12 protein-coding genes and 1 tRNA gene are annotated in these 12,379 nt (G+C 70.0%); 4 read left to right on the top strand and 9 right to left on the bottom strand.

Annotated elements, in window-relative coordinates; all coding sequences use genetic code 11:
* Together GSF22_RS22365 and GSF22_RS22370 are read right to left on the bottom strand one after the other, a co-directional pair.
* Window positions 1-951, bottom strand: a 951-nt coding sequence (locus GSF22_RS22365; RefSeq protein WP_208815698.1) for a M20/M25/M40 family metallo-hydrolase, incomplete at its 3' end; no start/stop codon positions are given.
* 129 nt (window positions 952-1,080) lie between these two features.
* Entirely contained in the window at window positions 1,081-1,815 is a 735-nt protein-coding gene (locus GSF22_RS22370) for a D-Ala-D-Ala carboxypeptidase family metallohydrolase (protein WP_208815699.1), read from the bottom strand.
* Window positions 1,816-2,097: 282 nt separating this feature from the next.
* On the opposite strand from GSF22_RS22370, the gene GSF22_RS22375 reads away from it, so the two are divergent.
* Window positions 2,098-2,568, top strand: coding sequence for a hypothetical protein (locus GSF22_RS22375; protein ID WP_208815700.1), 471 nt, complete (start codon window positions 2,098-2,100; stop codon window positions 2,566-2,568).
* 126 nt (window positions 2,569-2,694) lie between these two features.
* Window positions 2,695-3,315, top strand: coding sequence for a maleylpyruvate isomerase N-terminal domain-containing protein (locus GSF22_RS22380; protein ID WP_208815707.1), 621 nt, complete (start codon window positions 2,695-2,697; stop codon window positions 3,313-3,315).
* A gap of 237 nt (window positions 3,316-3,552) precedes the next feature.
* Here GSF22_RS22380 and GSF22_RS22385 read toward each other — a convergent pair whose 3' ends face one another.
* Together GSF22_RS22385 and GSF22_RS22390 are read right to left on the bottom strand one after the other, a co-directional pair.
* Entirely contained in the window at window positions 3,553-4,053 is a 501-nt protein-coding gene (locus tag GSF22_RS22385) for a DUF6326 family protein (protein ID WP_244368180.1), read from the bottom strand.
* Window positions 4,054-4,149: 96 nt separating this feature from the next.
* On the bottom strand, window positions 4,150-5,118 hold the full coding sequence (locus GSF22_RS22390) for an NAD(P)-dependent alcohol dehydrogenase (RefSeq protein ID WP_208815708.1): 969 nt from the start codon (window positions 5,116-5,118) through the stop codon (window positions 4,150-4,152).
* A 189-nt stretch (window positions 5,119-5,307) separates the two neighbouring features.
* On the opposite strand from GSF22_RS22390, the gene GSF22_RS22395 reads away from it, so the two are divergent.
* Together GSF22_RS22395 and GSF22_RS22400 are read left to right on the top strand one after the other, a co-directional pair.
* A complete protein-coding gene (locus GSF22_RS22395; RefSeq protein WP_208815701.1) occupies window positions 5,308-5,982 on the top strand; it encodes a TetR/AcrR family transcriptional regulator in 675 nt (224 codons plus the stop codon).
* Between the two features lie 584 nt (window positions 5,983-6,566).
* On the top strand, window positions 6,567-7,961 hold the full coding sequence (locus GSF22_RS22400; protein WP_208815702.1) for an FAD-dependent monooxygenase: 1,395 nt from the start codon (window positions 6,567-6,569) through the stop codon (window positions 7,959-7,961).
* Window positions 7,962-8,393: 432 nt separating this feature from the next.
* Here GSF22_RS22400 and GSF22_RS22405 read toward each other — a convergent pair.
* From GSF22_RS22405 to scpB, 5 genes are all read right to left on the bottom strand, one after another.
* Window positions 8,394-8,467, bottom strand: a tRNA-Pro gene (locus GSF22_RS22405).
* A 210-nt stretch (window positions 8,468-8,677) separates the two neighbouring features.
* The gene (gene der, locus GSF22_RS22410) at window positions 8,678-10,096 is read right to left on the bottom strand and encodes a ribosome biogenesis GTPase Der (RefSeq protein WP_208815703.1); all 1,419 of its coding nucleotides are present in this window, start codon (window positions 10,094-10,096) and stop codon (window positions 8,678-8,680) included.
* A 17-nt stretch (window positions 10,097-10,113) separates the two neighbouring features.
* The gene (cmk, locus tag GSF22_RS22415) at window positions 10,114-10,794 is read right to left on the bottom strand and encodes a (d)CMP kinase (RefSeq protein WP_208815704.1); all 681 of its coding nucleotides are present in this window, start codon (window positions 10,792-10,794) and stop codon (window positions 10,114-10,116) included.
* Between the two features lie 180 nt (window positions 10,795-10,974).
* Window positions 10,975-11,739 carry a pseudouridine synthase gene (locus tag GSF22_RS22420; protein WP_208815705.1) on the bottom strand — a complete coding sequence of 255 codons (765 nt, stop codon included), beginning with the start codon at window positions 11,737-11,739 and terminating at the stop codon, window positions 10,975-10,977.
* Window positions 11,726-12,379 (bottom strand): SMC-Scp complex subunit ScpB (gene scpB / locus GSF22_RS22425; protein ID WP_208815706.1); only part of this gene is annotated, 654 nt, incomplete at its 5' end. The genes GSF22_RS22420 and scpB, both read right to left, overlap by 14 nt.

Here is a 12,379-nt window from a genome sequence, read left to right on the forward strand (position 1 = left end):
CGGCGCGGACACCCCCGACACCGTCGGCAAACCCAGCTCCGCCGCCACCGCCTGCGCCACCTCCAGCACCGGCACCGCCACGGCGGCGGGCAACGGGTACCGGTTGATGCCGCCCCCGACGGTCAACCGGGCACCGGGCAGGCGGGGAGCCAGCGCCCGGACCAACCGGTCCACCCGGTGCAGTTCCTCCCCGCTCCAGGCCCGCACGTCCACACAGAACGTCGCCGACTCGGGTACGACGTTCGTCATCGTGCCCGCCGACAGCACCGTCGGCGTCACGCTGGTCTCCCCGGCGGCGAACTCCCGCACCGCGAGGATCTGCTGCGCCAGCTCGATCCCCGCGTTGACCCCCCGGTGCGGTTCCACCCCGGCGTGCGCCGCCCGCCCGTGCACGGTGACCCGGTAGACCGAGCCGCCCTTACGCGCGACCTTCAACTCCCCCGCCTCGGTACTCGGCTCCCCGACCAGCACCGTGCCCGACCGGCTGGCCTCCCGCTCGATCAGCGGACGCGAGGTCACCGAACCGCTCTCCTCGTCGCAGGTGAGCAACAGTCCGATCCGTGAGGTGTCCGGCAGCAGCTCCAACGCGGTGAGCATCTGCACGATCCCGGCCTTCATGTCGCAGACACCCGGCCCGGTGGCGATCGCACCGTCCACCGAGAACGGCCAGTCCCGTACCGTGCCGGCCGGCCAGACCGTGTCGTAGTGGCCGAGCAGCAGGATCCGCTGGTCCGCCGCCGGCCAGTACAGGTGGGGCAGGCCGTCCACGACGACCCGGCGGGCCGGTCGGCCCAGCACCTCACTGCCCCAGGCGTCCAGCAGGTCGGCGCAGGAGGTCAGCTCGTGGACCGCCCCCGGCGGCGACTCGCACGTCACCAGTTTCCGCAGCCGGGCCGTCATGAGCGCGGCCCGGGCCTCGGCCGCACGCCGGATCTCCGTACCATCAACCATTCCTGGATGGTGACATTGCGTGCCCTGCCGATCACCGCAGGCGGCAAGCTTCCTTGCAGCCTGCGGTCCCGATCCGCTGGTCGCGGCGACGGATCGGGCAAGCCGGAAGAACCGTCCCGGCCGCCCGGGTCAGACCCCGCAGGTCGGTGCCTCCCAGTACAGGTTCGTCTGGTTGGCGACGTGGACGTGGTCGTTGTGGTCGGGGTAGCCGGGCCCGAGGATCAGATTGAACCCGTGGTAACGGGACCGCTTCGCCAACGTGCACAGGGACGGACTCCCGACGAGGTCGGCGGCCAGTCCGTAGAGGTGCTTGCTCGACGACGAGCCGCCGACCGCGCTGTTGCAGGCATAGCTCCGGAACCCACTGGAGATGTTGATCGACACGCCGCCGAGCGCGTGCCGCATCGCCTGGAGTTTCCACATCACGACCAGCGCGTTGAACTTCGCCGTCGAGGCGGAGACCGCGCCGCCGGACCAGTCGGAGTTGCAGCGGTTCATCTCGCCGTAGGTGAAGTTGACCGGGGTGCAGTCGCCGTCCTGGAGCTCGTAGATCTTACCGAGCGTCTGCGGACCGGCCTTGCCGTCGACGGTGAGTCCGTACGCCTGCTGGAACCGCCGCACCGCCGCCTCGGTCGCCGGCCCGTACGAGCCGTCGAGCGCCAGGACCTCGCCGTACGCGGGGTATCCGGAGATCCGGATCTGCAACTGCCGCACGTCGTCGCCGGCCATTCCGGCGTGCAGGTAACGGGGCCAGGTGTAACAGGTGTCGGCCTGCGCCGGGGTGGCGACCGTCGTGATGGCGACCAGACTCGCGGTCGCGGTGAGCAGCAGCGCGGCAGCGATCCGCAGCGCACGTCGGAACATCGATGCTCCCCTACGGAGTGGGAATGGTGCCGATCACTCTGAACAGCGCAACATCAACTGTCAATATTTATCGACGTATCTGCGTTGAGATAGGGGCGGCACCCCACAACCAGCCACCCGACCCCTTCCCAGAAGGTCAATTCCGCCAGCTCCATCCACCGCGAAAGTCCTGGTCAGCAAGGGTGATCGATCTCTTGACGCATCGATGTTTGACACTTAATCTAATTTTGTTAACAGCTGCGACATGTCCCGGCTACTGTCCACTCAGAAGGAGAGCAAGTCATGCGACACCGCAAGCTGATCGGACTCTCTGCGCTGGCCGTCGTCCTCATCGGAGCACAGCCCGCCTACGCGGCCACCAACGCCGTCGACGGCAGCATCACCGCCGGCAGCGCGGTCTGCAGCTGGACCAACGGCCGGACCAGCGCCAACCCGCCCAGCACCCTGACCATCGACCGCGCCAGCATCAACCCGCCGGGCGGCAACCTGCAGTGCGGCGGTACGGCCGTCACCCTCAACAACAGCCCCGTCGTGTCGTTCAACGACACGAACGGCACCGCCACCGGCGACGCCGTGGACGTGACCGTCTCCATCCTCGGGCTCAACTGCCGGTACCGGGTGACCAACCCCGTCTTCACCCGCCAGGGCACCACCCGGGACTACGTCGGCGGCCCCTACACCGCCAGCCGCGTCTCCGGCTTCCTCTGCCCCAGCACCACCACCATCGACCAGGCGACGCTGTCCTTCCGCTGACCCACGACACCGGTGAGGCTCCCGTCCGGGAGCCTCATTCCGATCGGCCGTCGCCTCACCCGGGACGCCGGTGTCGACGTTTCCGGCGGTCGGACCGGCTCTGGGAAACTGCCCGGTATGCAGGCGATGGGCGGTCAGGATGTCGAACAAGCGGTAGCCGAGATGGTACGGGTTCTCACGCCCCACGAGTCGGCCGACTGGCGGCGCCGAGCCGGCACGCTCGACTGGAGTTGCTGGACGACAGCCGCCCACGTCGCCCACGACCTGCTGGCGTACGCCGGCCAAGTCGCCGCGCGCCCGGACGACACCTACCTACCGTTCGACCTCAAGGTCCGCGACGACGCCTCACCCCGGGACCTACTGCGGACAGTCACGGCGTCCGGCCGGCTCCTGAGCAACGCCCTGGCCGCATCCGAGCCTTCGGCACGTGCCTGGCACTGGGGACCGACCGACCCGAGCGGCTTCGCCGCGTTGGGCGTGAACGAAACGCTGATGCACACCTTCGACATCAGCACAGGGCTCGGGATCACCTGGTGCCCGCCGGCCGCTCTGTGCGGAGCCGTGCTCGCCCGTCTCTTCCCCGACGCCCCGGGAGGCGACCCGGTCCGCGTACTGCTCTGGTCCACCGGACGCGCGGACCTCCCCGGACGACCTCGCCCCACCTCATGGACCTTGCAGGCGGCGATCGAACAGCCTCGGAACGGGGCGACCAACCAGATCAGCAAATTCCCACCGCTGATCTCCTGACGGTACGGCGCCGAGAATCCTGCCTTCCCGCGGTGACCACGAGATCCTCGTGCGCGGTCCACAGTTTTTGCGATGGAGAGATCGACGGAGCGCCGGTTGGTCAGCGCGGTGTCGTCGCGCCACGGCTTGCAACAAACCTGCACGTCCCAAACCTTGCAAGCGAAGGCACAGGACGGCAGGTGACCATGACCGCGCTGGGCCGGGCCGGGCGAAAGACGACCCGGGCGCGGAAGGGAGTCATGCGTGATGCTGCGTCTGAAGAGGCTCCTGGTACACGCTGGCTGCGGTGGTCACCGGCGATGCGGCGCGGCGCGGCCAGGTCCAGGCGGAGCGCAGGATGAAGGCCAGGAGCAGCACCTCGATTCCGATCGAGAGGCCGTAGAAGGAGGCCCAGTCCCAGGACTCCCCTACCGCGTTGAACACCGTGACGGGGATGTACAGCGATGCCACGACGAGGTTCGTGTTGCGGTTCGCCCGGGCGGGTAGCGCCATGGAAAGCATCACCATCAGGGCCGGGATCGCGATCAGCGCGAGGAACACGGTCATCAACGCCGGGCTGATGTCGAACTCGAAGACGACGCCGGCCCGGATGCCGTCGATGGTGCCGGGCTTGTAGAGGTGGTAGTAGTCGACGTAGATGTAGAGGAACATGAAGCTGGCCCATGCGGCGGCGAGCTTGGCCTGCACGGGGACCGGCGGGTTGTCGAGCAGGTTCGGGGATGTCGTTCGGGTGTTCATCGGTTCTTCTTTCGAGAGGAGCGGTCCGTCCGCCCGAGTGGCGGCAGGTCTGGGCGTGCATACGCACGGGGTGGGTCGTGCTCGCCGGTCCGGTCGTCAGACGGTGACGACGACCTTCCCTCGGGTGTGGCCGGCCGCGACGTACCGGAGGGCGTCGGCTGCTTCGTCGAGGGGGTAGGTGCGGTCGATGACGGGCGTGACCTGCCCGGTCGTGAGCAGGTCGGCCAGGGTGAGCAGGTCCTGGCGCTTCCCGACAGACGTGAAGGGCTTCAACTGCTGACGGGTGAACCCGGACAGCAGGCGCGCTTTGGCGATCCGACCGAGGGGGCCGAGCCATCGACCGCCGTGTCCGCTGTTGGGGATCAGGGTGCCGGTGGGCGTCAGCGCTCGGCGGACAGCCGCCAGGGGCTGTGCTTCCACATTGTCGAGGATGACGTCGTAGCGCTTCTCGGTGCGGGTGAAGTCGGTCCTGGTGTAGTCAACGACGTGGTCGGCACCGAGCGACCGGACCAGGTCGACGTTGCGGGTGCTGCACACACCCGTCACCTCGGCGCCGAACGCCTTGGCGATCTGCACGGCGAAGGTACCCACGCCGCCCGACGCGCCCGTGACCAGCACCGTCTGGCCCGGTCGAACGTTCGCAATGTCGCGCAATGCCTGCAACGCCGTCGTGGCCGACGTGGGCACCGCTGCCGCATCCACGAACGACAGGTTGGCGGGCATGGACACGAGGTTGTCCGCCGGGACGCAGGCGTACTCGGCGAGCGCTCCAGCAGTGCTCCAGCCGAACACCTCGTCGCCGGGGCGGAGAGCGGTGACATTCTTCCCGACCGCTGCCACCACCCCGGCGAAGTCCCTGCCAGGGATCCCGTGACGCGGCCGGCGGAACCCGAACACCAGGCGCACCACGTACGGCTCGCCGGTCATGATGAAGTAGTCGCCAGGATGTACCGAGGCCGCGCCCACCTGGACGAGCACATCGTTTCGACCGGGCAGCGGAAGCCCGACCTCGGACGACTCGAGCACTGAGGGCAGGCCGTAGCGGTGTTGGACGGCGGCCCGCATCGTCGCCGCCCCGGCCGGACCGGCCCCTGGCACCAGGCGTGCTGAGGCGTTCGATCGCTGTTCGTTTCCCACGGGAGCCTCCTCACGTCCGAGCTGCGACTCTCGCTGACTCGTACACCGTACGTCGTACACCGTACTATGCTCGTACGGTGTACGATTGTCAAGCCGTTCGAGGGAGCGAGGAGACCCGTGTCTGCGAGGAAGCAACGCCAGGTCACGTCAGACGCAGGGCTGAGCAAGCAGCGGGTGGTGGTCGAGGCGATCCGGCTCGCCGACCGCGAGGGGGTCAACGGGCTGAGCATGCGCCGGCTGGCTGGCGTGCTCGGCACGGGAGCGATGTCGCTCTACCATTACGTGGCGAGCAAGGATGAGTTGCTGGACGCAATGATCGACGTCGTGTTCGAGGAGATCGAGCTCCCGCCCGAGGAGACCGACTGGCAGTCGGCGATGCGACGGCGGGCGGTGTCCGCCCGACAGGTTCTCGCACGCCATCCGTGGGCGATCGGCCTGATGGAGTCGCGGACATCGCCGGGGCCCGCGCACCTCCGCCACCGCGAAGCGGTCACCGCCTGCCTGCGGAGGGCCGGCTTCCCGGTCCTGATGGCGACGCACGCCAACTGGTTGCTCGACGTCTACGTCTACGGGTTCGCCCTGCAGGAAGCCAGCCTGCCGTTCGACAGCGCCGATGAATTCGCGGACATGGCCGAGGACGTCTTCCTGCCCCAGCTTCCTCCTGACGAGTTCCCCTACCTCAACGAGTCCGCTGCGGCGCTCGTCGCTGCCGGCTACGACCCGGCAGAGGAGTTCATGTTCGGGCTCGACCTCGTCCTGGCCGCCCTCGAGCCCCTGAGAACCTCCGCATAGCGACACTCACAGACCGTCGCGCGGCCTCTGCACCGCAGTTCCGATCCATAACCGCCGTGTCGTAGTGGGCTGGCAGCGGCCGCGCGCCGGGGGTGTCTACGTGATGTCGTCGATGCCTCGGCTGCACTGGCAACAGCAGCCACATCAGCCGCGGCCAGTCGTCCGTGTCCAACAACTTTCGCTGCCGAACTCCTCACCTCGCGTTCATGTCTGTCGGGACGGCCGGATTCGAACCGACGACCCCTTGACCCCCAGGGCGCTTCGCCACACGTCCACGCACGTCACGGCACGCCGTCCCCAAGACCCAGTCTGTTCAGTCGACGACATGTGGCCACCATCGTGCATCCCGTGCGGTCCCCACCTGGTCCCCCGGTGCCGACACACCTGGCGGTCGCAGCACACGGTTCAGGAAGTGTGGACACAGCTGTTGTCACGAGGCACTGACCGGGCCCGTCCTGCGCCGCCATACCGGCCGGCAAGCTCAGGAGTCGACCGCCGCTGTCCGCGCCGTCGCTCCTCCCAACGGGCATGCGACGGGCATGGATCAACTGTCGCTTTGGACAAAACCCCTAGGCTTGTCTCGCATGAGCGTTGGCAATGAAGTTCGACCCGTGGATGCGGATGTGGTGATCGCCGGGTGTGGGCCAGTCGGAGCTGTGCTCGCCGCACTGCTCGGCGATCGTGGCATCCGCGTCGTCGTCGTGGACCCGGCGTCCGACGCGCGCTCCGGGCCGCATGCCCACCCGCGGGCGGCGGTCCTCGATCCGCACGTGCAGCGGATCCTCCGCCGCATTGACGGCTTGGACGGCTGGAACGAGTGGGCGACACCGCTGCGCCGTTCGCAACTGCTCGGCCCCGATCATCGCCCGCTGCTGACGCTTCGCCTCCCGGACGGCGTCCCGGCTGGCGTCATGCTCGATCAGCCTTGCCTGGAACGGGCACTACACAAGCGACTAACGCGGATCACCACGGTGCACCTGCACGCCGGCCGGTCGGTGGCGGCGCTCGAACAGTCCGGCGACAGCGTCGCCGTCACGCTCGACGACGGCTCAACGCTGACCGCCTCATGGCTCGTCGGCTGCGACGGGGCGTCGAGCACCGTGCGGGGCCTGATCGGGGCCTCCTACGACGGCGTCAGCTACCCGGAACCGTGGCTGGTCATCGACGCCCGCACCGACGAGTCCAAGACGGTCGAACCGACCTTCTCCTACGTGCTCGACCCGGCCCGGCCGATGGTGACGTTCGAGCGACCCGGCGTCCGGAGGTGGGAGTGGATGCTGCTGCCTGACGAGGACCCGGCCGACATGGTGACGCGGGCGGGCGACCTGATCCGGCTATGGACGGATCCCGCAGCGCTCCGCATCGAGCGGGCCACAGTGTTCACCTTCCACGCCCGTACGGCCTCGGCATGGCGCCGCGGCCGCGTGCTCCTCGCTGGCGACGCCGCGCACTCGATGCCGCCGTTCACCGGCCAGGGCCTCGGTGCCGGCCTACGCGACGTCGCGACCCTGTCCTGGCTGCTTGCCGACGCACCCGGCGACGTGGACCGCTACGAGCGCGAGCGCCGGCCAGCCGTGGCGCAGATGACCCGCACCGCCCTACGCACCGGCCGAGTCATGCTCGGCCGTAACCGTCTCACGGCAGCAGCGCTACGTGGGATCGCGCGGAGCGCAGGGTTGCTCCCGGGCCTCAGCGCGCGCGCAGCCAAGGCAGCCGCAATGCCAGAACGCCTCACCGACGGCACCCGGCAGCTGCCCGACGTCCCGCTCGTCGTCAACAACCGGCGCACCACCCTCGACGCGCTGCTAGGCAACCGGTGGGGCGCAATCTGCGGCGGAGCTGGCACCCTCGACCCCGAGACCAGGGCGTGGCTGACCGCACACGGCGCCATCTTCGCCCACACGGATGGGTTTGCAAAAGAGCAAGTCACGATCGTGCACCCCGACCGCTTCATCGCGACCACCGTCCCGCTCGCCTGACAGACACCCTCCCCTCGGTCGGGATCCTGCCGGCCAACGAGGACGACGACGCCACAACCAGAGGCTTCACAAGGTGGATCCGCTGCGCCGGATCGCTGCATCCAGACCGATGGGCGTAGGACTGCTCGTCGATCGGAAGCGGCTCGCCCCGTCGGGCAGTCGCCAGACCGTCCAGTCTCTCCGGAGGGGACCAGGTGGAGCGCCCCACCGGAAGGACGTCGACCCCGTCTGGGAGTCGGGTAGCTCTTCTGGTGCCCAGCGAGGTGATCCGCCCGGCAGCTCTGAGAAGGGCCGGGGTTCGGGCCGGAGCCCCGAGGCATTCAAGGGCTTGACAAGAGATCAGTCGTGAGAATTGACCGCATTGGTCCCCAAGAACCCGAGAAGGCCGATCCGATTTCTCGAATCAGCCTTCTGACCTGCGGTTACATCTTGTCGGGACGGCCGGATTCGAACCGACGACCCCTTGACCCCCAGTCAAGTGCGCTACCAAACTGCGCCACGTCCCGCCACCACTCGCGCGATCTCCCGCGTGGCAGCCGGTACAGCGTAGCGCAATCGATCCGGGCGTGCGCACAGGCCCCACCCGCATCCTCGACCGTGTCCTTGCACGCACATGGCCTAGAGCATCCTAGGAGGATAGGTGGAATGCTTTGGGCAGGAAACGAGAACGGCGCCGGGAGGGATGGTCCCTCTCGGCGCCGTCGGGGCGTACCGGATCAGCCGTGCGCCTTGCCCCGCCCACCGGGCCCGAGCTTCTTACGGGGGCGTACCGACACCTCCACCGGACTACCCTCGAAGCCGAACTCCTCACGCAGCTTGCGCTCGACGAAACGCTGGTAGCCGGCGTCGAGCGGGCCGGTGGTGAACAGCACGAACCGGGGCGGGCAGGTACCCGCCTGGGTGGCGAAGAGGATCTTCGGCGCCCGTCCCCCGCGTACCGGGTGCGGGGTGGCCTGCACCAGGGCGGTGAGCCACTGGTTGAGCTGCCCGGTGGGTACCCGGGTCTCCCAGCTCGCCAGCGCGGTCCGCAGCGCCGGGGCGAGCTTGTCCACCGCGCGGCCGGTCTTCGCCGACACGTTCACCCGGATCGCCCACGGGATGCGGCGCAGCTCCCGCTCGATCTCCTTGTCCAGGTAGTATCGCCGGTCCGCGTCGACCAGGTCCCACTTGTTGAACGCGATCACCAGCGCCCGGCCGGTCTCGGTCACCATCGACAGGATCCGCTGGTCCTGCTCGCTGATCGGCTCGCTGGCGTCCAGCAGCACGACCGCCACCTCGGCGGCCTCGATCGCGGCGGCGGTCCGCAGGCTCGCGTAGTACTCCGTGCCGCTGGCCTGGCCGACCCGCTTGCGCAGGCCGGCGGTGTCGACCAGTTGCCAGGTCTCGCCGCCGATCTGCACCAGGCTGTCCACCGGGTCGACGGTGGTCCCGGCGACCGAGTCGACCACCGCCCGCTCCTCCCGGGCCAGCCGGTTGAGCAGGCTCGACTTGCCCACGTTGGGGCGGCCGACCAGGGCGACGCGCCGCGGGCCGCGCGGCCGGTTCTCGACGATCGCCGGGGCCTCCGGCAACGCCGCCAGGATCGCGTCGAGCAGGTCGCCGGAACCCCGGCCGTGCAGGGCGGAGACCGGGTACGGCTCGCCGAGACCGAGCGACCAGAGCGAGGTCGCCTCGACCTCCACCGCCGCGTTGTCGGCCTTGTTCGCCACCAGCAGCACCGGCTTGGCGCTGCGGCGCAGCATGCGTACCGCCGCCTCGTCGACGTCGGTGGACCCGACGACCGCGTCGACCACGAAGAGCACCACGTCGGCGGTGGCCACGGCGGCCTCGGCCTGCGCGGCGATGGCCGCCGCCCGGTCCCGGGCGTCCGGCTCCCAGCCGCCGGTGTCCACCACGGTGAACTGCCGGCCGGCCCACTGCGCGTCGTACGGGACCCGGTCCCGGGTGACCCCGGGCACGTCCTCGACGACCGCCTGCCGGCGGCCGATGATCCGGTTGACCAGCGTCGACTTGCCCACGTTGGGGCGACCGACGACGGCCACCACCGGTACCGGCCCGGTCTGCTCGGCCTCCGCGTCGGGCTCGGTCAGCTCGACCCAGCCGGCGTCGGTGTTCCTGCCCTCGTCGGTCGGCATCCGTGCGCCGCGCTCCCTCATGCGATTCCCTTGCTGTTCAGAAGTTCCCGCAGCCGGGCGACGACCTCGTCGATGCCGAGCTCGGTGGTGTCCAGCTCGACCGCGTCCGGCGCCTGCCGCAGCGGGTCGGCCGCGCGGGTCGAGTCCAGTCGGTCCCGGCGGGCCAGGTCCGCGGCGGTCGCCGTGACGTCACTGGCGTCCTCGGCGCTGCGCCGCCGGGCGCGCGCGTCGGCGGAGGCGGTCAGATAGACCTTCAGGTCCGCGTCGGGGGCGACCACGGAGCCGATGTCCCGGCCCTCGACCACGATCCGACCGGCTGCGGCGATCATGTCACGCTGCCGGGCGACCAGCAGGGCCCGGACGGCCGGTACGGCGGAGACGGCGGAGACGGCCCCGGTGACCTCCGGACCCCGGATCGCCGCCTCGACACCGACGCCGTCCACGCTGACCGGGTACCCGGCCGGATCGGTGCCGATCACCAGGTCCGCCTCGGTGGCGACCTTCGTCACCGCCACCGGGTCGGTCAGGTCGACGCCGGAGCGCAGCACCGCCCAGGTGACCGCCCGGTACATCGCCCCGGTGTCCAGGTAGCGGGCGGCGAGCTGGGTGGCCAGTCGCCGGGAGACGGTGGACTTCCCCGAACCGGACGGGCCGTCCACTGCGACCACACACCGCCCGGTCCGTACGTTTTCCGCCACCGTTCCTCCTTCGCCGCACCGTCTGCCGTTGTCCATCATGCCCCGCGCCCCGACCGTGGCCCCGACCGCCTCGGGGGCCTCCGGCCCGGCCGACACGCGTCACCCGGACCCCGGCACGGCACACCGGCCCACCGTCGACCGCCCGGGAGCCCGTCGTCAGGATTACCCGACCCGTACGGGTCAGTCACCGACCGCCTTGAACAGCGCAGCGACCTCGGCGTTGGTGAGCCGGCGGGTCCGCCCGGCCCGCAGGTCACCCAGGCGGATCGGCCCGATCGCGGTCCGGATCAGCCGGGACACCGGGTGGCCGACCTCGTCGAGCATCCGCCGGACGATGTGCTTGCGCCCCTCGTGCAGGGTCAGCTCGACCTGGGCGGTCTTGCCCAGGGTGTCCACCACCCGGAACGAGTCGAGCTTCGCCGGGCCGTCCTCCAGCTCCACCCCGGCCATCAGCCGCCGGCCCACGTTGCGTGGCAACGGGCCGGCCACCTCGCACAGGTAGGTCTTCGACACCCCGTACGACGGGTGCATCAGCCGGTGCGCGAGGGTGCCGTCGTTGGTGAGCAGCAGCAGCCCCTCGCTGTCCGCGTCGAGCCGTCCGACGTGGTAGACCCGCTCGTCGACCCGGTCGAGGAAGTCGGCCAACGCGGTACGACCCTTCTCGTCGGCCATCGTCGAGACGACCCCCCGGGGCTTGTTCATCGCCAGGTAGACCAGCCGGGTGTCAGTGACCAGCCGCTCCCCGTCCACGTGGATCACCGCGGTGGCCGGGTCGACCTTGTCGCCGAGCTGGGCGACCCGGCCGTCGACGGTGACCCGGCGCCGGAAGATCAGGTCCTCGCAGGCCCGGCGGGATCCGACCCCGGCGGCGGCGAGCACCTTCTGGAGGCGTTCGGCGCCCTCGACGGGGGTGGCGGATCGGGTGGTGCGGTCATCGCGTCGCATCGGTCAGCTCTTCTACGTCGTCGGGGAGGAAGGGGGCGAGGGACGGCAACTCGTCCAGCGAGTTGAGCCCGAGCTTCTCCAGGAACAGGGTGGTGGTCCGGTAGAGGAAGGCGCCGCTGTCCGGTTCGGTGCCGCACTCCTCGACCAGGCCGCGCGTGACAAGGGTACGGATCGTCCCGTCACAGTTGACACCGCGTACCGCGGAGACCCGGGAACGGGTCACCGGCTGCCGGTAGGCGATCACGGCGAGGGTCTCCAGCGCGGCCTGGGTGAGCCGTACCGTCTGCCCGTCCAGCACGAACCGCTCGACGTGGCTGGCGTATTCCGGGCGGGTGTACAGGCGCCAGCCCCCGGCGGCCCGGCGCAGCTCGAAGCCGTGTCCGGCGGCGGTGTACCCGGCCGCGATGCCGTCGAGCGCGGCAGCCACCCGGGCCACCGGCTCGTCGAGTACCTGGGCCAGGGTCAGCTCGCTGACCGGCTCGTCGACCACCAGCAGGATCGCCTCCAGGGCGCCGTGCAGCTCGCCGTCGTCCATCGGGTCGCGCGGTTCGGGTCGCGGCTTGGCGATCTTGGCAGCTTTCGGCCCCTCCGGGGGCCGTTTGCCACCAAGATCCTCGGAGGCCGGCGCGGGCTCGGGGAC

This window comes from Micromonospora echinofusca, from assembly GCF_017614955.1.
In the GTDB taxonomy this organism is placed as follows: domain Bacteria; phylum Actinomycetota; class Actinomycetes; order Mycobacteriales; family Micromonosporaceae; genus Micromonospora; species Micromonospora echinofusca_A.